At 73.8% G+C, this 20,909-nt stretch carries 14 protein-coding genes and 1 riboswitch; of the genes, 9 read left to right on the forward strand and 5 right to left on the reverse strand.

Going from position 1 to position 20,909, the window contains the following annotated elements; all coding sequences use genetic code 11:
• Positions 1-4 precede the first annotated feature (4 nt).
• Positions 5-3,373, reverse strand: coding sequence for a BTAD domain-containing putative transcriptional regulator (locus tag ACIO3P_RS26360; protein ID WP_401853804.1), 3,369 nt, complete (start codon positions 3,371-3,373; stop codon positions 5-7).
• 178 nt (positions 3,374-3,551) lie between these two features.
• Here ACIO3P_RS26360 and ACIO3P_RS26365 point away from each other — a divergent pair, with 178 nt between their 5' ends.
• Positions 3,552-4,430 carry an alpha/beta fold hydrolase gene (locus tag ACIO3P_RS26365; RefSeq protein WP_401854038.1) on the forward strand — a complete coding sequence of 293 codons (879 nt, stop codon included), beginning with the start codon at positions 3,552-3,554 and terminating at the stop codon, positions 4,428-4,430.
• Between the two features lie 157 nt (positions 4,431-4,587).
• A complete protein-coding gene (locus tag ACIO3P_RS26370) occupies positions 4,588-5,961 on the forward strand; it encodes a nucleobase:cation symporter-2 family protein (RefSeq protein ID WP_401791002.1) in 1,374 nt (457 codons plus the stop codon).
• Here ACIO3P_RS26370 and ACIO3P_RS26375 read toward each other — a convergent pair.
• Positions 5,852-6,790 carry an EamA family transporter gene (locus ACIO3P_RS26375; RefSeq protein WP_329825212.1) on the reverse strand — a complete coding sequence of 313 codons (939 nt, stop codon included), beginning with the start codon at positions 6,788-6,790 and terminating at the stop codon, positions 5,852-5,854. The two genes, ACIO3P_RS26370 and ACIO3P_RS26375, sit on opposite strands and share 110 nt — an antisense overlap.
• Positions 6,791-6,890: 100 nt before the next feature.
• Here ACIO3P_RS26375 and ACIO3P_RS26380 point away from each other — a divergent pair, with 100 nt between their 5' ends.
• On the forward strand, positions 6,891-7,748 hold the full coding sequence (locus tag ACIO3P_RS26380; protein WP_329825213.1) for a LysR family transcriptional regulator: 858 nt from the start codon (positions 6,891-6,893) through the stop codon (positions 7,746-7,748).
• A 52-nt stretch (positions 7,749-7,800) separates the two neighbouring features.
• On the opposite strand, the gene ACIO3P_RS26385 is transcribed toward ACIO3P_RS26380, so the two are convergent.
• Together ACIO3P_RS26385 and ACIO3P_RS26390 are read right to left on the reverse strand one after the other, a co-directional pair.
• Positions 7,801-8,388 carry a hypothetical protein gene (locus ACIO3P_RS26385; RefSeq protein ID WP_329825214.1) on the reverse strand — a complete coding sequence of 196 codons (588 nt, stop codon included), beginning with the start codon at positions 8,386-8,388 and terminating at the stop codon, positions 7,801-7,803.
• Positions 8,385-10,112 carry a PHP domain-containing protein gene (locus ACIO3P_RS26390; RefSeq protein ID WP_329825215.1) on the reverse strand — a complete coding sequence of 576 codons (1,728 nt, stop codon included), beginning with the start codon at positions 10,110-10,112 and terminating at the stop codon, positions 8,385-8,387. The genes ACIO3P_RS26385 and ACIO3P_RS26390 overlap by 4 nt, the downstream gene beginning before the upstream one ends.
• A gap of 295 nt (positions 10,113-10,407) precedes the next feature.
• Here ACIO3P_RS26390 and ACIO3P_RS26395 point away from each other — a divergent pair, with 295 nt between their 5' ends.
• A complete protein-coding gene (locus ACIO3P_RS26395; protein WP_401854035.1) occupies positions 10,408-11,733 on the forward strand; it encodes a jacalin-like lectin in 1,326 nt (441 codons plus the stop codon).
• A 42-nt stretch (positions 11,734-11,775) separates the two neighbouring features.
• On the opposite strand, the gene ACIO3P_RS26400 is transcribed toward ACIO3P_RS26395, so the two are convergent.
• Positions 11,776-14,220 carry a beta-galactosidase gene (locus ACIO3P_RS26400; protein ID WP_401853801.1) on the reverse strand — a complete coding sequence of 815 codons (2,445 nt, stop codon included), beginning with the start codon at positions 14,218-14,220 and terminating at the stop codon, positions 11,776-11,778.
• A gap of 222 nt (positions 14,221-14,442) precedes the next feature.
• A riboswitch (SAM riboswitch) is annotated at positions 14,443-14,564 on the forward strand.
• A gap of 177 nt (positions 14,565-14,741) precedes the next feature.
• Between ACIO3P_RS26400 and ACIO3P_RS26405 the strand changes: the two genes are divergently transcribed.
• From ACIO3P_RS26405 to ACIO3P_RS26425, 5 genes are read left to right on the forward strand one after another with little or no spacing between them, the layout of a single operon-like run.
• Positions 14,742-15,860, forward strand: coding sequence for an ABC transporter substrate-binding protein (locus tag ACIO3P_RS26405; protein WP_329825217.1), 1,119 nt, complete (start codon positions 14,742-14,744; stop codon positions 15,858-15,860).
• Complete coding sequence (locus tag ACIO3P_RS26410; RefSeq protein ID WP_401853798.1) at positions 15,827-17,032, forward strand: ABC transporter ATP-binding protein; 1,206 nt, start codon at positions 15,827-15,829, stop codon at positions 17,030-17,032. The genes ACIO3P_RS26405 and ACIO3P_RS26410 overlap by 34 nt, the downstream gene beginning before the upstream one ends.
• Positions 17,029-17,907 carry an ABC transporter permease gene (locus ACIO3P_RS26415; RefSeq protein WP_401790551.1) on the forward strand — a complete coding sequence of 293 codons (879 nt, stop codon included), beginning with the start codon at positions 17,029-17,031 and terminating at the stop codon, positions 17,905-17,907. Before ACIO3P_RS26410 ends, ACIO3P_RS26415 begins: the two co-directional genes overlap by 4 nt.
• Positions 17,900-18,808, forward strand: a complete 909-nt coding sequence (locus ACIO3P_RS26420; RefSeq protein ID WP_401853796.1) for an ABC transporter permease — start codon at positions 17,900-17,902, stop codon at positions 18,806-18,808. Before ACIO3P_RS26415 ends, ACIO3P_RS26420 begins: the two co-directional genes overlap by 8 nt.
• A gap of 2 nt (positions 18,809-18,810) precedes the next feature.
• Positions 18,811-20,901, forward strand: coding sequence for a hydantoinase/oxoprolinase family protein (locus tag ACIO3P_RS26425; RefSeq protein ID WP_401853795.1), 2,091 nt, complete (start codon positions 18,811-18,813; stop codon positions 20,899-20,901).
• Positions 20,902-20,909 lie beyond the last annotated feature (8 nt).

Below are 20,909 nucleotides of genomic sequence, written 5' to 3' on the forward strand. Positions count from 1 at the left end.
GGGGTCACGGACGCCCGGGGGAGAGCCGGCCGAGAGAGCCGAGCGCGTCGCGGGCGGCCGTGGCCCAGTGCGGGGCGCCGGCCTTCCGCGCGACCGCCAGCGCCCGCCGGTAGTGGTCCGCCGCCCGCTCACGCTCCCCGCACGCGAGAGCGAGGTCGCCGAGGTACCGCGCCACCGGGCCGAGACAGAGCAGCCCGCTGCCCGCCCCCGCCAACTCGCCCTCGGCGGGCAGCAGTCGGTCGTACGTACACGCCATCACCGGCCGGTCCCCGACCTCGACGGCGGCCCGGGCGAGCAGACACAGCCGGGCCTCCAGGAGCAGATCGGCGGGTGACTCGGGAACGGCGCGTACGGCGGCCCGGGCCGCGTCGCGGCGGCCCCCGGCGAGCAGGGCCGACGGACGGATCCAGGGCGCGTACGGGCCCCACTCCGCGTCCTGGTCCACCTCCGCCCGCCCGTCCGCCCGGAGGCGCAGACACAGCAGCGCGAGCGGGAGCAACCCCTCCGCCATGCCCGGCATACCGCTGCCGGCCAGGGCCCGCCCGCCCGCGCGGTACGCGGCCTCCGCCTCCTCCCGCCGCCCCGCGACGGCCTGCCGCAGAGCGGCGTACCACTGCGTGAACACGCCCGCGAGAGGGATGCCGTACCGCTCCGCGAGCCGGTCGGCGGCAGCCGCGTGCTCGTCGGCCGCGTCGAAGTCGGCGAGCGCGGAGCCGGCCTGGACAAGGATCAGACGGCCCAGCACCTCGAAGGTCACCAGGCGGTGCCGGACGGCCAGTTCGACGAGTTCCGTGCCGATCCCGGCGCGTTCCGGGGCCAGGCCGGCCCGCCGGAAGGTGTGCAGGAAGCGGGCGTTGAGGGCGAGACCGAGCAGCGCCGGGTCGCCCAGGCGGCGCGCGAGGGCCTCCGCCTCCCGCGCCGCCCCGGGTCCCCGGTCGACGGGGACACCGCGCAGCTCCTGCGCGAGGGTGCCCAACAGCCGGGCACGCTGCTCCACTTGGTCGCCGGGCAGCGCGGTCAGGGTGCGCTCGATCGTCCCGGCGATCCGCCGGGACAGCTCCTCGTCGTCGTTGCGGGTCCAGATCGCGGGCACGTCGAAGGCACCGATCACCTCGGCGGTGAGCGCCGGATCGCCCAGCGCCTCGGCCGTGGCGACCGCCTCGGCCCGGTGTGTCCGCGCGGCCTCCAGGCTCCCGGTCACGGCCAGCGCGCGCACCATGCCCATGACGGCCTCCAGTCGGCCGCGCACGTCGTCCCCGTCGCCCCGGTCATGGGCGGCGACGGCCTGCCGCCACAGCCGTACCGCCTCGTGCGGGGCGAACCCCCGCTCCGCCCGCACGGCCGCCTCCCTGGCGTAACGGGCGGCCCTGGCCGCCGTGGCCCGGGTCCCGGCGCGGCCGAAGTGATGGGCGAGGGAGGCGATGTCGTCGGGGTGCAGGCGCTCGACCGCCTCGGCGACCGCCGCGTGCCAACGCGCCCGGCGCGGCCCGGAGATGTCGTCGTACAGCGTGTCGCGCACCAGGGCGTGAGCGAACCGCGGCCGCCCCGGCCCCTGTTCGGCGAGGAACCCCGCGACCAGCGCGGACTCCAGCGCGTCCAGCACCACGTCCTCGTCCGTCCCCAGGGCGGTCAGCACCTCCGCGTCGACGTCCTGCCCGGCCACCGCCGCCTGCCGCAGCACCGTCCGGGCCGGCCCCGGCAGCCGCGCCAGCCGGTGGCGGATGACGTCCCGCACCCCGGCGGGGACGGCGTCCAGCGCCGCGCGCCCCTCGGCGTCGACCAGCCGCGCCAGTTCCCGTACGAAGAAGGGGTTGCCGCCGCTGCGCCGGTGGATGACCCGCGCGGTCCTGGCGTCCACGTCGCGCTGGACGAGGGTACGGACGAGGGCGTCCGTGGCCTCCTCGGGCAGCCCGCCCACGTACACCCGGACCGGTTCCGCGCGGGCGAACCCGGCGAGCGCGTCGGTCAGGCCGGGGGAGATCTCCGTGGCCCGGTAGGTGCCGACGAGCAGGACAGGACCCGCGACGGACTCCGCGACCAGGGCGGACAGCAGATCGAGGGTCTCCTCGCCGGCCCGGTGCAGATCGTCGAGGACCAGGAGTACGGGACCCCGGTCCGCCACCGTACCGAGATACGAGAGCGCCGCCCGGTGCATACGGAAGCGGGCGGCCCGGGCCGAGGCAGGCGTGCCCCGCGGACCGGCGCCGTCCGGGACGTCCGGCGGGTCCCCGGCCCCCGAGGCGGCCAGGGCGGTCACGATCCGGGTCCACGGCCAGCCGCCCGGCGCCCCGTCGTGTTCCGGGCAGGCGCCCCACGCCGTGGTCCACCCCCGCGCCGTCAGCGCGTCGGTCAGCGCCTCGGCGAGCGCGGTCTTCCCGGCGCCGGGATCACCGGAGACCAGGGCCAGGGCGAGCCCGCCGCGCCGTACGGCCGTCGCGGCGGCCTCCTCCAGCAGGGCCAGCTCCCGGGCGCGGCCCACGAACGGCCGCCCGTACGGCGCCGCCGTGGCCCGAGGTGCCGTCCCACGCGGGGCGCGAGGTGCCACCCCACGCGGGGCGCCCCCTCCGGCTCCGGTCGCTCCGGGCGTCATGAGACGGGGGTCCTGGGCGAGGATGCCGGCCTCCAGTGCGCGCAGCCCGGGGCCCGGGTCCACGCCCAGCTCCCCGGCCAGCGTCCGCCCGGCCCGGCGCAGTACGGCGAGGGCGTCGCCCTGCCGGCCGGACCGGTACAGCGCCAGCGCCCACAGCCGCCAGGCGTCCTCGCGCAGCGGATGGGCCCCGGCGTGGGCCGCCAGATCCGGCACCGCCTCGGCGGCCCGCCCCAGCTCCAGCAGCGCCTGCGCGCGCCGCTCCACGGCCAGCAGCCGCAGCCCGTCCAGGCGGGTGATCTCCCCGCGCGCCCACGCCTCGTCCGCGAACTGCGCGTACGCGGGACCGCGCCAGAGCGCCAGCGCCCGGTCGAGACGGGCCAGCGCCTCCCCGGCCCGCCCCGCCGTCAGCAGCGGACCGGCCGCGCCCGTCACCGCCTCGAACCGCCAGGCGTCCACCGCTTCCGGGGCCGCGCGCAGCGCGTAGCCGGGGGAGACCGTCACCAGCAGCCGCGCGGGGGCGCGGGGCGGCCGGTCGGGCTCCAGGGCGCGGCGCAGCGCGGAGACGAACGTCTGGATCGCCCCGGCCGCGCCGTCCGGGGGCCGCTCCCACAGGTCAGCGGCGAGCCGGTCGACGGGGACGACCCGGCCGCGCGCGATCAGCAGCCGGGCCAGCACCGCCCGGTGCCTGGGCCCCTTCAGGGCGAGCGGTCCGTGCCGGTCCGACGCCTCCAGCGGGCCCAGCACCCCGAAGGTCACCTCCGGTGGGGCCGCCTCGCTGGTCATCCCGCCAATGTAGCGGGCCACCGCCCGTACGCCCTGGTCAGCCGTTGCTGACCGGTTGCTGATCGCGGGCCCGCAGGCTGGCCCCGTACCCGACGAACCCGTACCCGACGAACCCGTACACAGCACCCCGAGCGGAAAGAGCCGCACCATGGAGCCCCAGCCCCAGCCCCAGTCCCGGATCCAGCCCAGGATCCCCGGATTCGACCACCAGCGCGTCACCGTCGCCGAAGGCGTCTCCCTCCATGTCGCCGTGGGCGGCTCCGGAAGCCCCGTCGTGCTGCTGCACGGCTTTCCCCAGACCCATCTGATGTGGCGGCACGTCGCCGCCGACCTGGCCGCCGACCACACCGTCATCTGCCCCGACCTGCGGGGGTACGGCGACAGCGACAAGCCCGCCGACACCGACGGGCTGACCTACTCCAAGCGCACGATGGCCGCTGACACCGTCGCCCTCGCCCGTGCGTTCGGCCACGAGCGGTTCGCCCTGGCCGGGCATGACCGGGGCGCCCTGGTCGCCGTACGCGCCGGTCTCGACCACCCCGACGCGGTCACCCACCTGGCCTCGCTGGACGTCCTGCCCACGCTGGACATGTGGGACGTCATGCATGGCACCTCCGCCGCCGTCGGCTTCCACCTCTATCTGATGGCGCAGCCGCCGGGCCTGCCCGAGGAGCTGATCGGCGCGGCCCCCGACGCCTTCTTCGGCCACTTCCTGGACATCTGGGCCCGTGACCCGGAGGCGATCCCCGCCGACATCCGCGCCGCCTACCTGAAGGCGTCCCGTGAGGCCGTCGTCTCGATCGTCGCCGACTACCGGGCCTCGGCCGCCGTCGATGTCGCACACGACCGGGCCGACCGCGAGGCCGGCCGCCGGCTGCGCATGCCGGTGACCGTCCTCCAGCAGGACTGGGGCGCGGCCCTCGGTTTCGACGCCGCCGCGCTGTGGGAGGCGTGGGCCCCCGATCTGGACCACTCCTCCGTCTCCCTGGGCCACTTCATGGCCGAGGAGGCCCCGGCCGAGGTCGTCAAGGCGCTGCGGGCCCTCCTGGCCAGGTAGGTCTTCCGAGCGGATCCGCGCAACAGCACCGTAGGGAGGTGGCAACGTGCGGGAAACGAATTCAACAGAAAGTTGATTCGCTCCCCGCCCGCCACCATCCACTCCGGAGGCAGCCGTGTCCCAGGGAACCGCTCCGTCCCCCCATCCCGTCGACCGGATGCTGCCACCCGGCCGGCTGGGGCTGCTCGGGCTGCAGCATGTACTGGTCATGTACACGGGCTGCGTGACCGTGCCGCTGGTCTTCGGGGCGGCGGCGAAGCTCGACACATCCACCATCGGGCTGCTGATCAACGCCGATCTGCTGGTGGCCGGTCTGATCACGCTGCTCCAGGCGCTCGGCGTCGGCCGGATCCTCGGCGTGCGCCTGCCGGTCGTCGCGGGCGCCACGTTCACCGCCGTGACCCCGATGATCCTGATCGCGGGCGAGTACGGCATGCAGGCCGTGTACGGGTCGATGATCGCCGCCGGGGTCTTCGGCCTGCTGGTCGCTGTGCCCTTCGCCCGCGCCGTACGGTTCTTCCCGCCCCTGGTCAGCGGGTCCGTCATCACCGTCATAGGGCTCTCGCTGATAGGCGTCGCCGCCGGCCTGATAGCCGGACAGGATCCGACGGCCCCGGACTACGCCGCTCCGAGCCATCTCGCGCTCGCGGGCGGCATCGTCCTGTTCATCGTGCTGATCGGCCGCTTCGGCCGGGGCTTCCTCGCCCAGTTGGGTGTGCTGCTCGGCCTGGTCGGCGGAACCGCCGTCGCGGTGTTCATGGGGCTGACCGACTTCTCCACCGTCGGGGACGCCGACTGGTTCGGGGTCGCCGCGCCCTTCCACTTCGGCGCCCCGGAGTTCCCGGTCGCGGCCGTCATCTCGATGTGCGTGGTGATGCTGGTGACGTTCACCGAGTCGACCGCCGACATGCTCGCCGTCGGTGAGATGACGGGCCGCCCGCTCACCTCCCGCGACCTGGCCAAGGGCCTGGCCGCCGACGGGGTGTCCGGTGTCCTCGGCGGGGTCATGAACGGCTTCCTGGACACCGTCTTCGCCCAGAACGTGGGGCTGGTCGGCATGACCAAGGTCCGCAGCCGTTACGTTGCCGCCGTCGCCGGAGCCATCCTGATCCTGCTGGGCCTCGTACCCAAGCTCGGCGAGGTCGTCGCCTCCCTGCCGGGCCCGGTGATCGGCGCTGCGGGGCTGGTCATGTTCGCCACCGTCACGGCCGTGGGCATCAACACCCTGCGCAAGGTGCCCTTCGACGGCACGGACAACCTGCTGATCGTGGCCGTGTCCATCGGTGTCGGCATGCTCCCGGTCGCCGCCCCGACGATCTACCACGCCTTCCCGAACTGGTTCCAGATCATCGCCGGCAGCGCCATCACCAGCGCCACGCTGACGGCGTTCCTCCTCAACCTGCTCTTCCACCACACGGGCGTCAGGGGCACCCCGAACGGGACCGATCCCGTACCCGAGGAGAAGACCGCCGGGCGGGAGACCGTCCCTCCGACGGTACGGGCGCCGGCGCGGCCGGGGGAGCGGGGGTGAGGAGGATGCTGATCGCGTTGGCGGCGACGATGGCGCCGATGCTCGCCCACTCCACGGCGTGCAGCGTCTGGTCCAGCACGATCCCGCCGACCACCGCGGCCAGCACCGGGTTGACGCTCATGAAGAGCCCGAACGTCCGGGCCGGCACCCGCCGCAGGGCGAACAGGTCCGCGAGGAGCGGTACGGCCGAGGAGAGCACCCCCGCGATCACCGCGCACGCCACCGCCCCCAGGGACGGCGGACGGTGGATCACGACGGCGAGACCGACGGGCAGGAACAGCAGCCCGGAGAGCCCGGCGGCGGCCGCCGCCCCCTCGGTGCCCGGCACCCGCCGCCCCACGGTGCGGTTGAGCAGGATGTACGAGGCCCAGCAGGCGGCGGCCAGCAGCCCGAGGCCGATGCCGAGGTAGTCCGTGGTCGGCCGCGGACGCATCAGCGTGGCCACGCCCGCGGTGGCGAGCACCGCGCAGAGTATGTCCACCCGGCGGCGCGAGGACGCCAGCGCGATGGAGAGCGGCCCCAGGAACTCCAGGGTGACCGCCAGCCCCAGGCCGATCCGGTCGACGGCGCTGTACAGCGACAGGTTCATCGTCGCGAACACCACCGCCAGCAGCAGTACGGGCCACCACTGGTGCCGGGTGAACGAGCGCAGCCGGGGCCGGCCCACGGCCAGCAGCAGGATCGCGGCGACGTACTGGCGTACGGCCACGACACCCACCGGGCCCAGGACGGGGAAGGCGAGCGCCCCGACCGCCGCACCCGTCTGGTTGGACAGACCGCTGCCGAACATGGTGGCGACACCGGCCGTACGTGTGGTTGCTGACGACATGAACCGATCGTCCGCCTGCCGACCTCTTACGTAAAATGAATGAACCAGACAACTTATGCGCGCATGTCATAAGTGAGTGGGCGAGCGGACGGGGGCCCGGATGACCATCGAACTGCGACAGCTCCGCTGCCTCGTCGCCCTCGTCGACGAGGGCAGCTTCACCGGCGCCGCCACGGAACTGGGCCTCTCGCAGCCGGCCGTCTCCCGTCAGCTCGCCGCCCTCGAACGCGAACTCGGGGTGCTGCTGATCCGCCGTACCACCCGCGAGCTGACCCCGACCGCGACCGGGCTGCGCGTCGTGGCGCACGCCCGGCGGGTGCTCACCGAGGTGGACGACCTGGTCGGCGAGGCCACCGAGGGCCACGCCCAGCTCAGGATCGGCTACGCCTGGTCGGCGCTGGGCCGCCACACCCTGGCGTTCCAGCGCCGCTGGAGCGGGACCCGCCCGGAGACCCGGCTCCATCTCGTACGGACCAACTCGGCCACCGCCGGTCTGGCCGAGGGCGCCTGCGATCTCGCCGTCGTACGCAAACCGCTCGACGGCGACCGGCGCTTCGACTCCGTCATCGTGGGCCTGGAACGGCGCTACTGCGCCATGGCGGCGGACGACCCGCTGGCCAGACACCGCTCGATCCGGCTCGCGGACATCGGCGGACGCACCCTGCTCGTCGACCGCAGGACCGGCACCACCACCACGGAGCTGTGGCCACCGGAGTCCCGTCCGGTGGCGGAGGCCGTTCACGACGTCGACGACTGGCTCACCGCCATCGCCACCGGCCGCTGCGTGGGGGTGACGGCGGAGTCCACCCGCGACCAGTACCCGCGCCCCGGCGTCGTCTACCGCCCGGTCCGCGACGCGGAGCCCATCGCCGTACGCCTCGCCTGGTGGTCGGACGCGCCGCACCCCGCCACACGGGCCGCGATCGAACTGCTCACCGACCTGTACCGGACGGAGTGAGCGCGGGCGCGGGCACCCGTGGCCCGCGCCCGCGCTCAGTCCGTGCGGCGCCTCAGTGGTCGGCGCAGCAGGGGGTCGGGTCCGGCACCTCGAAGGGGACCAGGACCCCGCCCGCCGCCTCCATCACCGTCAGGACCAGCCGCCCCTCCCGCCACTCGGGCCGGAGATGGCCCCGTGTCATGATCCGGCGCTCGCCCTCCGCCGGTCCGGCCGACCCGAGCAGGGCCACCTCGTCGACGGCGGACGCCGCGAGCAGTTCGGCCACGCCCACCGTGCCGGTGAGCGCGCCCGCGCCGGGGAAGAGGACCGCCCGGCCCGCGCCGTGGACCGTCCGTTCGGCCACCGCGTGCGCCGCCCCCTCGGCCAGTTCGGCCGGGCCGTGGCGCCGCTCGCCGAAGGCGAGCCCGACCGGTCCCGGCTCCGTACGGCCGGTCAGCGCCCACCACACCTCGGCGGCCGTGGCCGCGTCCGGCAGGGTGAGCGAGAGCGCCAGGTGCGGCCGTCCGGCGCGCACCGCGTGCGTACCGACCGACACGGTGTCCGGCAGGGCCAGTTCACCGGCGAGCGCCCGGGCCAGGTGATCGGCGTCGCCCAGACCGGCCGTGGCCGCGTCGACACCGATCACCGTCACCGCTGTCATGCGGGCAGCACCCAGATCGGGTTCGAGTAGAACCACAGGTCGCGCCACGGGTCGGCGTCGCCGACGACGTCGAGCGCGGGCCCCGCGGGGTCGACGGAGGCACCCCGCGCGCCGACCGCGGAGCGGTTGCCGTCGGTACCGCGCAGCCGGACGTAGAGCGGCCGGTCCACCCGGCCCAGCGAGTAGGTGAGCCGGACGGTGCCGGTCGACTTGTCGACGTCGTACGACGAGACGACCTTGGCGGTCGGCGCGGTGAACGTGTCCTTGTCCTTCACCTCGCCCGTCATGTCGCCCTGGATCACATCCACCCGGGCCAGCTTCGGCACGAACTGCGCCCAGTTCGCGCCGTCGGCGAGCGCGATGTCGACCGTCAGCGTCACGTTCGTGCCGCGCCGTACGTGCAGGGCGCCGCCCAGCGTGGCCCAGCGCCCGCCGCCCGCGAGCCGGGCGTCGAGGCCGCTGATCAGACCGCCGTGGTCGACCCAGACGCGCCCGGCCCGGATGCCGTCCATGACCGCCGCGTACGAGAAGCCGTCGGAGCCCACGTGCGTACGGCTGTACTGGCCCGGCCAGAAGTCGCCCTCGGTGAGGTCGGGTCCGCCCCGGTAGACCGGGTCGGTGTGCTTGCCGTTGGCCGTGAAGTCGGAGTCGGGGCCGCCGCGCTTCGCCGTGTCCGCGTACACGTTGTGCGAGTCGGAGTTGGCGGTGATCCACCACGGCCTGCCCTCGGCGAGCAGGCTGTCCCACAGACCGCCCACCGTGGCGGTCATCCAGTCGAACCCGCCCCAGGTGCGGTAGCTCTCCAGCGGATAGCCGGCGAAGGAACCCGCGCCCGGGCTGCCGTCGTACAGCCCCCGCGCGCGGCCCATCCCGGTCGGCGCCGCGATCCCCGCGGCCTGGTGGCCCGGCGCACCCTCGAACCCGACGGCGATCTGGTGGTCACGGGACGTGGCGTCGCGCCAGGCGCGGATCTCGTGCGGGGAGTCGATGCCCTTGCGCGACGGGTGGTTGGCGAGCATCAGGGCGTCCTGCACCTTGCGGCGCTTCACCTGCTCGGAGAGGAACGAGAGACCGGCGATGGCCAGCGCCTCGTTGGCCGGGGTGGAGTCACCGGCGCCGCGCACCGAGCCGTCGAAGGAGGTCTCGAACTCCTTGAGGACGGCGACCTCGTTCCGGCCCGGGTGGACGAAGACCGTGCCGTGCTCGGCGGCCGGGATGTTCCACTCAAGCCCCTGGAAGACCAGCGTGTCGTCGTACGCGGCACGGGCCTCCTTGATGTCCGGGTTGACCTTCTCCACACCGATCTTGGCGTGAGTCTCGGAGCCGTGGTCGGTGATCACCATCCAGTCCAGGCCATGCTTGGCGCCCTGCCGCACCTGGTCGACGACCCGGTACTTGCCGTCGCTGCTGTACTGCGTGTGGATGTGGTGGTCACCGGCCAGCCACAGGAAGCCGCCCTTGCGCCCCGCGCGGGAACCGCCCGGGGAACCCTGACCGCCGGCGGCGTACGCGGGCGAGCCCGCCACCGCGCCGCCCGCCACACTGCCCGCGGCGAGCCCGGCGCCCAGCAGCCCCGTGTTGCGGAGCATCGAACGGCGGGAGAGCTGGTCGGGGGTGAGGGCTTCGTCGGGCACCGAGGTGTCGAGCGCGGGCGGCAGCGCCGTGCTCGCTTCGTGCGCGTGGGAGTGCGCGTGCGAGTGAGGGTGGTGGTGCCCGTGGCCCATGGAAGCTCCTGTGTCCGGTTGTTGCCGTTGTGACAGAGAGGTTCCGGGTGAAACATGAACAGTGGGCGATCCAGGGATGATCAGTGGGCGGCCGCCGTACGGCGGGATGACGCGCCCCGCTGCTCCGGACGCCCGAATCGGCAACTGCCCTTGTGCGGCAGGCTACTTGACCGTACATGATGACCCTCCGCAATACCGTTCCCCGCACCTCGCCCACCCGCGCCTCTCTCACCCGCACCTCCCACCCCGCACCTTTCTCACCCCCCTCGGAAAGGCCCCCCACATGCGTACTCCGATACGGAGACTGGCCGGCGTCCTCGCCGCCGGCGCGCTGGCGCTCACCGGCCTCGCCGCCACCCCGGCCACTCAGGCCGTCGCGGCCCCGGCGGCCGACTCCGGCACGCTGAAGGTCCTCACGTACAACATCGCCGGGCTCCCGCTCGACCTCGGCCAGAGCGACCCCGAGACCAACACCCCGCTCATCGGGCAGCGCCTGGGCCCGTACGGCATCGTCAACGTCCAGGAGGACTTCAACTACCACGCCTCGCTGTACGCCAACGACACCCACCCGTACCGCACCGCCACCAGCGGTGGCGCCGCCTTCGGCGACGGCCTCAACACCCTCTCCGACCACCCCTTCGAGGACTTCGAGCGCGTCCGCTGGAACGACTGCACGGGCACCGACTGCCTCACCCCCAAGGGCTTCTCGCTCGCCCGGGTCCGGCTCGCCGAGGGCGTCTTCGTGGACCTCTACAACGTCCACACCAACGCCGACACCACGGACGCCGCGCTGGCCGCCCGGCGCGCCAACATCGTCCAGCTCTCGTCCTTCATCCGGACGTACAGCGAGGGCAACGCCGTCGTCGTCATGGGCGACACCAACACCCGCTACACCCGCACCGGCGACAACATCCGCACCCTCGTCTCCGAGAACGGCCTCACCGACGCCTGGGTGAAGCTGGTGCGCGGCGGCTCCGCCCCGGCCCTCGGCGGCGACGCGCTGGTCTGCGACACCGTCGCGCCCACGCAGACCTGCGAGGTCGTCGACAAGGTCCTCTACCGGAGCGGCCCGCTGGTCGGTCTCGACGCCACCGCCTACACCAACGCGTGGCGCGCGTTCCTCGACGGCGCGGGCAAGCACCTCTCCGACCACTACCCCCACGCCGTCGACCTCACCTGGTCGCAGCCCGCGAACCGCCGTGCCTCCGACTTCTTCGGCGGCCCGCACGGCACCGCGTTCAACGACGCCCGCGCCCTTCCGGCCACCCCCGCGCCCCGCACCCTCACCCTGCGCGGCGGAGCCCGGCTCGACGCGGTCGGCCTCACCCTCGACGGCGGTACGGTGCTGAGCCACGGCGGTACGGGCGGCACCGCCTCCTCGCTCACCCTGGCCACGGGCGAACACCTCACCTCGGTCAAGCTGACCCAGGGCCAGAAGGACGGCCGTACGCGGATCTTCTCCGCCGCGTTCACGACGGACCGGGGCCGCACCCTCGCCGCCGGTACCGCCACCTCGGACGCGGTGACCTACACCGCGCCGTCCGGGTGGCGGATCGTCGGCTTCACGGGCCGCTCCGGGGACGGGATCGACAAGCTCGGCGTCATCTACGCGCCCCGGTAGGCGCGCCCCGGTCGTCGCGCCCCAGCCGTCGCGCTCACGTGGTCAGGAGCCGGCGGCCGGGTCCTCCGCCGTACGCAGCCGGACCCGGCGGACCGGGACGAACGCCGCGGAGTCCACCGACGCCCGGGTCCTGGCCGCCGCCAGGCCGTCCCGTACCGACGCGTCGACGTACACCCCGTCGGCGCGGCCCAGGGGCAGCACCCGGATCTCGACGCCGTGCTGGACGGCCTCCGCGGCGTGCCGGCGCAGCCCGATGTCCCACGCCGGGCCGTACCAGAAGTGGTCGGCGACGAGGCGCCCGTCGATGTAGGCGCGGGCCACGTCGCCGGTGTACGTGAGCCGCAGCAGCACCTCTCCGCCCTCGTCGAACACCGCGCGGGGGACGGCGATCCGGTGGACCGACGCCTCCGCGAAATCGGCGTCCACCGGCGCCGAGGCGCGGCGGTGCGGGCCGCCGTCACGGGCGGGCGGCGCCACGGCCCCGGCGCGTACGCACGCGACGGTGGCGGCCCCGGCCCCGGCCGGGGCCACCGATGCCGTCCAGGTGGTGAAGACGCCGTCGGCGCGGGGCCCGGAGAGCCCCGTCGTCCAGTCGGCGGGTGTGCGGAGTCCGGCGGCGGGCGCGGGCGCCAGGGCGAGGGAGACGGTCTCCGCCTCGGTGGGGACCCGCAGTTCGCCCCCGTCGGCCAGCACGGCGTCGTCGCAGAGCACCAGCCGCTCCGCGTTCCAGATCCGGACCCGCTGGAGACGGCGCCCCTGCTCCTCGGTGAGGAAGAGCAGCCGGACAGGACCCTCGGGCCCGGTGACGGTCACCACCGCGTCCGTCCCGGGCCCGTTGACCGTCACCACCGCGTCCGTCCCGGGCTCGGTGATCTCCACCACCGTCCGGCCGTCGCGCGTGGTGCTCGTGGCCGGTGCCGACACCGAAGCCCCGGCGGGCAGCGGGAACTGCGGGGCGATCCCCGCCGTGGCGGCGAACACCGCGGTCGGCACCCCGTCGATCGCCAGCCGGGTCAGCGGCTGCGCGCTCACCCAGTCGAGCCGTACGCCCGGCCCCGCCGCGTACCCGAGGGGCCACACGAAGTGCGCACCGGACGGCACGGTCACCGGCGTGGCCGGAACCTGTCGCGTACAGCCGTCGAGTCCGACGCGGAAACGGACCCCGTGGTGGTCGGGGAGGGGTTCGTGGGGCTGGTGGTTGTTGACGAAGAGGAAGCCCTCCGTACCGCTGGAGCGCACCGCCCAGCGGAGCGTGGACCGGTCGTCGAGGCCGTCCGGGCACGCGTCGGGCAGCCGCAGCGGCATGTCCGCGAGCCGTGCCCCGGAGTCCTGGATCAGCAGATGCTGCGCGCGCAGCGCGTGGAACGAGGGGCGCACCTGCCCGAACTCGCCCAGCGGTGCCTGGAAGTCGTAGCTGACCGACGGCAGGTCGTTGGGGTAACCGGTGGCGTGCGACTCCTGGTTGGGCAGCGCGAGATCCAGCCGTTGCGAACAGCCGTGGTAGAGGTAGTACCCCTGCCAGACCGAGCCGCTGCCGAGCTTGGCCAGCGCCAGCGCGGAGACGTCCGCGGTCCGCACCAGGGGCCGCCGGTGGTACGCGACGGCCATGCCCGAGCCGAGCTCACAGGTGAGGTACGGGTAGCGCCGGTCGTCCGGCACCCCGCGGCTCGCCCGCGTCGCGGAGCGCAGATCGGCGCCGATGGCGGGGTCGTCCCTGACCGGGGTGAAGAAGTAGTGCCGGCGCATCTCCCGCGCCCAGCCGTCGTGCGCCTCCGCCCAGAACGCCTCCGGGTAGCCGCCGTACACCGGCAGCAGGAGATCGCGCGGGAGGTCGGCGGCGTCCCACCCCGTGGCGGTCCACAAGGGCGCGGCGATGCCCGCGGCCTCCGCGACGCGGCGCAGCGTCGCCAGATGCGCGGGCGCGTCGTACAGCTCGTTCTCGATCTGTACGGCGACGACGGGACCGCCCTCGTCGTAGGAGAGGCCGCGCAGCTCCCGGCCGATCCGGGCGAAGTACCGCTCGACGAGCGCCAGATAGGCCGGATCGTCCGTGCGCGGGACGCAGCTGGCGCCGTCGAGCCAGTCCGGGAAGCCGCCGCCCCGGCACTCACCGTGCGACCAGGGGCCGACACGGACGGCGACGGACAGCCCGAGGCCGCCGCAGAGCAGGACGAAGCGGCGCAGATCGCGGCCGCCGTCGAAACGGAAGGTCCCGCGGCTCTCCTCGTGCTGGTTCCAGAAGAGGTAGGTGGCCACGGTGTCCACCCCGCCGGCCCGGATCTTCAGCAGCTCCTCGCGCCACTCGGCGGCCGGATAGCGGCTGAAGTGGAATTCCGCCATCACCGGAAGCCAGGGGACCCCGCCCCGCAGGATCCTGCGGCTGTCGGGGACCAGCGGGACGCGTACGCCGTCCGGGCTGCCCATCGACAGGTGACCCGACGGTCCGGGCGGGGGAGTGTGCAGGTCATGGGCGTGCAGCGACAACACGACGGACGGCTCCTGCGTCGGCGGACGGCGGGGAAGATCGCCTCATCGTCGGCACGGTCCAGGACCGTGTCAAGAAGCACTCCTCGCCCAGGCGCGCCACGGGGGAGCGGCACATCTGGCCGGTATCAGTCTTTCCCGATCCGCCGTCCTGTGATCCAGGTGTGATGTTCATGTGATCCACCTCGTCTTCAGATCGCCGCCACGGGGTGTTACGTTTCTCGATGTCACGAGTCCCAGCGACAAGCCCCGGCTTGCTGGGCGGCAACCCTCCTTCTGCGGTGGGGTGCCCCGGGTGATGACACGGCTCCACGCGCACACCGATGTGCCGGGAGCAAGCGCGGACCTGTCAGCCAGGTCCAGTACCTGGGACGGGAGCACGAGATGACAGCGGACGCGGTGCCTCACAGAGCGTCGTCCTGGTGCCCCGTCCAGCGGCCCCCGCTCGTCGAGCGGCCGGCGAACCATCACCCACGGGCCGGCGCGCCGTACGACGCCACCCCGCACCGAGGAGCCCTTCCCTCATGAGACCTGCCCTGTCACGCCCTCGCGGGCGACGCTCCCTGCTCGCCCTCGCCTCGGCCGTCACCGTCCTCGCCGCCGTCGCCGGCTGCGGTGTCGACACCGGCGGCTCCGGCGATGGCGGGTCCGGTACCAAGGGGGAGCAGATCACCGTCACCGCGTTCGCCGGCCCCTGGGGTGAGCTCTTCAAGAAGTCCTTCGTCGCACCGTTCGAGAAGGACACCGGCATCAAGGTGAACCTCGTGTACGGGGCCGACTCGGCCTGGCTCACCAAGCTCCGCGCCGCGGGCGGCAAGGACGCGCCGTTCGACGTCGTCGCCCTCACCCCCGGCTCCCTGCACCAGGCGGTCGGCGGCGGTCTCCTCCAGCCGCTCAAGACCGGCGACCTGAAGAACTGGAAGCAGCTCGACCCGGTGCTCACCCAGCAGTCCACGGTCGACGGCTCCTCCTACGGCGTACCGCTGACCACCGGCTCCAACGGTCTGCTCTACCGCACCGACAAGATCAAGCAGGCGCCGCGGGACTGGACCGACATCTTCGACAAGAAGTACTGCGGCCATGTCGCGCTGCCCCCGCTGACCTACAACGCGGGCCTGGAGTTCTTCTCCGCGCTGGTCTCCCAGGACGGCGGCAAGCTCTCCGACCCCGCCGACGTCGACAAGGCGTTCAAGAAGCTCGCCGCGCTCAAGGGCTGCGTCTCGGCGTACCCGGCGGACGCGGGCAGCGTCTCCACCGTCCTGCAGAACGGCGACGCCTGGATCGTGCCCTTCTGGGACGGCCGCGCCTTCGCCATGGCCAAGGAGGGGCAGCCGATCGGCTTCAGCTACCCGGCGTCCGGCGCCGTCGGCGCGCTGACCTCGTACTACGTGCCCAAGGGCAGCGCGCACACCAAGGCCGCCTACACGTTCCTGAACTACCTCAGCGCCGCCCAGCACCAGAAGCCCTTCGCCGAGGGCACCTTCTACGGCGCGGGCAACGACACCATCGACTACAGCCCCGACTTCAAGGACAAGGTCAAGTACGGCGAGGCCGTCTACAAGACCTTCACCTGGGTCGACTACAAGACGGCGACCCCCAAGCTGAACGAATGGCAGCAGCGGTGGAATCAGATCTTCAAGTGACCGGGCAGCGGCACGACACCGGCGGCGGGACCGCCGCGCACATCGACATCGAGGGTCTGGCCGCCGGGTACGAGGGGCAGCGCATCCTCGACGTCGACCGGCTCTCGATCCGGCGCGGCGAGTTCCTCTCCGTCCTCGGCCCCAGCGGCTGCGGCAAGACGACCCTCCTCAACAGCCTGGCGGGGTTCGTCCGCCCCACCGCGGGCCGGATCACCCTGGACGGCACCGACCTCACCGACGTCCCCACGCACCGCCGGGGGCTCGGACTGGTCTTCCAGAACTACGCCCTCTTCCCGCACATGACCGTCGCCGGGAACGTCGCGTACGGACTCAAGGTGCGCCGCACCGAGCGCGCCGAGCGGGACGAACGCGTCGCCGAGGCGCTGCGCCTCGTCGGCCTGGAGGCGTACGCGGACCGCAGGCCGAAGCAGCTCTCCGGCGGCCAGCAGCAGCGGGTCGCCGTGGCCCGCGCGCTGGCCACCCGGCCCGCGGTGCTGCTGCTCGACGAGCCGCTGTCCAACCTCGACGCCAAGCTGCGCCGCGAGATGCGGGTGGAGCTGCGGGAGCTCCAGCAGCGCCTCGGCATCACCATGGTCTTCGTCACGCACGACCAGGAAGAGGCGATGTCGCTCTCGGACCGGATCGCCGTGATGAACGGCGGCCGGGTCGAACAGCTCGGTACCCCCACCGAGGTGTACCGGACGCCCGCGACCCGCTTCGTCGCCGAGTTCATCGGCGCTGCCAACATCCTGGAGGGCACCGGCGCCGTGGACGGGACGCTCCACCTGGGCGGGGTCGGGCTGGACTCCGGCCTGGCCACGCTGCCCGACGGGGAGACGGTCACCCTCGCCGTACGCCCGGAACGCGTCACCGTCCGCGCCGTCGAGGCCGACAGCGACAACGACGGCGACGCCGGTGCTTCGGCCACGGCCGAGCGCGGCTCCGGGATCGTCGGCTACCGGGCGTTCACCGGGGAGGCGTGGCAGGCGCAGATCGTCGTCGCCGAAGGCGTCGTGGTCAACGCCAGGACGGCCGAGGAACCCCCGGCCGTCGGCGCGCGCGTCACCTTCGGCTGGTCCGCCGCCGACGTCATCGTCCTCGGACCCGCGGAGGGGCCCGGGGGAGACGCTGCCGCCGGGGACGCCATGAAGAAGGAGGCGACGCCCGGATGAGCGCGCCCGCCGCCCGCGCGCCGCGCCGGCTGCGCGGGCTGCTGCCCGTCACGCCGGTCGTGGTCTTCCTGCTGGCCCTGTTCGTGGTCCCGCTCGTGCGGGTCCTCGCGCTCAGCTTCCATCCCTCGGACGCCAACGGCTACCCGCTCGACGGCTACTCGTTCACGCAGTACCGCAGGGTCTTCACCGAGTCGTTCTTCTCCGAGTCCCTGTGGCAGAGCCTGTTCACCTCGCTGCTGGTCACCGTCCTGTGCGTGCTGCTCGGCTTCCCCGCCGCGTACGCGCTGGCCCGCGCCCGCAAGGGAGTGGTGCGCACCCTGCTGTTCGTCGCGGTCGTCTCCCCGCTGCTCACCAGCGTGGTCGTCCGCAGCTACGGCTGGGTCGTGCTCTTCTCCGCCAACGGCGTGGTCAACCGGACCCTCGTCGGCCTCGGCATCCTGGACCAGCCCGCACCCCTGCTGACCAGCTACCTCGTGGTCGTCGTCTCGGTCACCCACGTCCTGCTGCCGTTCGCGATCCTGCCGCTGACGACCGCGCTGGGCGGCATCGACGACAACCTGGCCCGCGCCTCGCGGAGCCTGGGCGCCGGGCCCGTACGGACCTTCTGGAAGGTCACGCTGCCGCTCAGCCTGCCGGGCATCACGGTGGGCGCCACCGTCGTCTTCCCGCTGGCCATGGGCATCTACATCACCCCGCTGCTGGTCGGCGGCGCCAACCAGCCCCTCGCCGGGCTGCGCGTCTACTCCCAGATCACCAGCGTCTTCGACTACCCGGTGGCGGCGGCGCTCAGCCTCACGCTGCTCCTGCTGACCCTGGTGGGCGTCTCCGCCCTCGGCACCGGATTCCGCTTCTGGGAACGGAGACTCCATGGCTGACCCGGCCGTCGACCGTACGCACGACCACCCCGCCGCCGACCGGTCCGTGAAGAACGCCGCGCTCCAAAAGGGGAGCCCGCCGTCGCGCAAGGGCGCGGGCCGGGGCTCCGTCCTGCTGCGCCGCGCCGGGCGGACCGCCGTGGCGCTGCCCGCCGTCGCCGTCTTCCTCTTCCTGCTGGCGCCGCTCGCCGTCCTGGCGCTCAGCTCCCTCAACTCCACCAGCTCCCTGAGCTTCCCGCCCAGCGGGCTCTCCCTGCGCTGGTACTCCGAGGTGCTGTCCTCCCCGGACTGGCTGGTCTCCTTCCGGCTCAGCGGGGTCCTGGTGCTGCTCGTCGTCCTCACCACCGTGACCATCGGCACGCTCGCCGCGTACGGCCTGGTCCGCGGCGACTTCCCCGGCCGCGGCCTGCTCTCCGGGCTCGCCCTGGCCCCGCTGATGGTCCCCGAGATCATCATCGGTCTCGGCCTGCTCTACTACTTCCAGGGCCTCGGCCTGGTCAACACCCTCCCCGGGCTCTGGCTGGCGCACTCCCTGGTCGCCCTGCCCTTCGTCATCCGTACGGTGATGGTCAGCGCCCAGGCGCTCGACCCGGCCCTGGAACGCGCGGCGGCCACGCTCGGCGCCGGACGGGCCCGTACCTTCCTCACCGTCACCCTGCCGCTGCTGCGGCCCGGCATCCTCGCCGGAGCGGTCTTCGCCGCCGTCACCTCGCTCGGCGAGGTCGCGGTCTCCGCGCTCGTCTCCGGCTCCAACACCACCACCGTGCCGGTCCGTATCTTCTCGGCCGTCCAGTTCCAGCTCGACCCCTCGGTGGCCGCCGTCTCCACGCTCCTGATGCTCGTCAGCGTGCTCGTCCTGGTGGCCGTCGACCGGTTCACCAACTTCTCGGAGGTGCTCTGACCGTGCCCGCTGACCCCACCGCCGCAGCCCCGGGCCCCCGCGCCCGCGTCGGGATCGATGTGGGCGGCACGTTCACCGACTTCGTCCTCGCCGTCCCCGGCGAGCGGAGCGCTCCGCTCCACCACAAGGAGCCCAGCACCCCCGGCGATCCGGCGCGCGCCGTCGCCGACGGGCTCGCCGCCGTCCTCGACCGGGCCGGGCTGCGCCCCACCGATCTCGCCGCCGTCACCCACGGCACCACCATCGGGCTGAACGCGATCATCCAGCGCCGCGGCGCCCGGATCGCCCTGGTCGTCACCGAGGGCTACCGGGACATCCTGGAGATCGGCCGCAGCCGCATGCCGTCCTCCTTCGACCTGCACGCCGCCAAGGAGGAGCCGCTCGTCCCCCGGGACCGGATCGTCGAGATCCCCGCGCGGCTCGGCCCGGACGGCCGCCCCGTACGCGTCCCCGACGACCGGGAACTGGCCCGGGTCGCCGAGGAACTGCGCGCCACGGACGCCGAGGCCGCCGCCGTGCTCGTCCTGCACGGCCACACCGACCCCGCCTTCGAGGCGGAGGTCACCCGGCGGCTCGCCGCGCTCGTCCCCGAACTGCCGCTCACCTCGTCGGCCGCGATCTGGCCCGAGGTCCGCGAGTTCGAACGCGCCCTCGTCACCTGCCTCAACGTGTACATCCAGCCGCTGATGCGCCGCTACTTCGACCGGCTCGAAGCGCTCCTCGACGGGCTCGGCGTCACCGCCCCCGTCTACATCGCCGCGTCCAACGGCGGCTCCCTCAGCCTGCGTTCGGCCGCCGAACGGCCCATCGAGACCGTCCTGTCGGGACCGGCCGCCGGTGTCACCGCCGCGACCCGGCTCGGCCGCGCCGCCGGGATCAGCCGGCTCGTCACCTTCGACATGGGCGGCACCAGCAGCGACATCGCCGTCGCCGTCGACGGCGAACCGGAGTTCGCCACCCACACCACCATCGGCGGACTCCCGCTGATCCTGCCCGTCGTCGCGGTCAACGCCATCGGCGCGGGCGGCGGCTCGGTCGTACGGGCCGACACGTACGGAGCCCTCAAGGTCGGCCCGTCGAGCGCCGGCGCCGACCCCGGGCCCGTCGCCTACGGCCGCGGCGGCACCCGCCCCACCGTCACCGACTGCTATCTGCACACCGGCGTCATCGACCCCGCCACCTTCCTCGGCGGGCGGATGACCCTCGACGCGCCCGCCGCCGCCCGCGCCCTCGGCCTGGTCGGCGACGAACTCGGATTCGCCACCGCCGACCCCGGCGCTGCGGCCGACCGGGCGGCCGACGGCGCGCTGCGGGTCGCCACCGCGGGCATGGCCGTGGAGCTCCAGAAGACCCTCGCCGGACGCGGCCTCGACCCCGCCGAGTTCACCCTCGTCCCGTTCGGCGGCGCCGGCCCCACCCACGCGGCCGTGCTCGCCGAGGAGGTCGGCATCCGCGAGATCGTCGTCCCGCACGCCGCCGCCACCTTCTGCGCGCTCGGCGCGGTCGGCGCCGACCTGCGCCGCGACTTCGCCCGCAGCCTGCGCCGCGACCTCGACGACACCACCGTCGCCGCACTCCGCGACATCCTCGCCGGGCTGGAGGAACGCGCCCGTACCTGGCTCGCCGAACAGGGCCCGGAGACCGCGCCGCCCGTCCTCACCGTGGCCGCCGACATGAGCTACACCGGCCAGGCGTACGAGCTGCGCGTGGAGCTGTCCGGCGAACCCACCCTGGCCGCCCTCACCGAGGCGTTCCACCAGGAGCACGAGCGGCTCTACGGCTTCCGCGACGCCACCGCCGCCGTACGGCTCGGCACCGCCCGCCTCGCCATCAGCGCCGCGGGCCCCGATCTCGCCACCGTTCCCGCCGAGGCCACCGCGGACGGCCCGCCGCCCGCGCCCGTCGGCCACCGCACCGTCCTGCTCGCCGGGGACCGCGTCACCGCCGACGTCCACCGGCGCGACGCGCTGCGCACCGGACACACCCTCGCGGGACCCGCCGTGATCGAGCAGGACGACACCACCGTGCTCGTACCACCGGACTGGTCGGCCACCGTCGACCCGCTGGGCAACCTCCGGCTCCGGCACTCCTGACCACCACA

The organism is Streptomyces sp. NPDC087310, assembly GCF_044744405.1.
Taxonomy (GTDB): domain Bacteria; phylum Actinomycetota; class Actinomycetes; order Streptomycetales; family Streptomycetaceae; genus Streptomyces.

Coding starts and splice junctions, on each gene's coding strand:
- ACIO3P_RS26360 (WP_401853804.1), bottom strand. CDS start 3,373: ATGACCAGCGAGGCGGCCCCACCGGAGGTGACCTTCGGGGTGCTGGGC.
- ACIO3P_RS26370 (WP_401791002.1), top strand. CDS start 4,588: ATGCTGCCACCCGGCCGGCTGGGGCTGCTCGGGCTGCAGCATGTACTG.
- ACIO3P_RS26375 (WP_329825212.1), bottom strand. CDS start 6,790: ATGTCGTCAGCAACCACACGTACGGCCGGTGTCGCCACCATGTTCGGC.
- ACIO3P_RS26380 (WP_329825213.1), top strand. CDS start 6,891: ATGACCATCGAACTGCGACAGCTCCGCTGCCTCGTCGCCCTCGTCGAC.
- ACIO3P_RS26385 (WP_329825214.1), bottom strand. CDS start 8,388: ATGACAGCGGTGACGGTGATCGGTGTCGACGCGGCCACGGCCGGTCTG.
- ACIO3P_RS26390 (WP_329825215.1), bottom strand. CDS start 10,112: ATGGGCCACGGGCACCACCACCCTCACTCGCACGCGCACTCCCACGCG.
- ACIO3P_RS26405 (WP_329825217.1), top strand. CDS start 14,742: ATGAGACCTGCCCTGTCACGCCCTCGCGGGCGACGCTCCCTGCTCGCC.
- ACIO3P_RS26410 (WP_401853798.1), top strand. CDS start 15,827: ATGGCAGCAGCGGTGGAATCAGATCTTCAAGTGACCGGGCAGCGGCAC.
- ACIO3P_RS26415 (WP_401790551.1), top strand. CDS start 17,029: ATGAGCGCGCCCGCCGCCCGCGCGCCGCGCCGGCTGCGCGGGCTGCTG.
- ACIO3P_RS26420 (WP_401853796.1), top strand. CDS start 17,900: ATGGCTGACCCGGCCGTCGACCGTACGCACGACCACCCCGCCGCCGAC.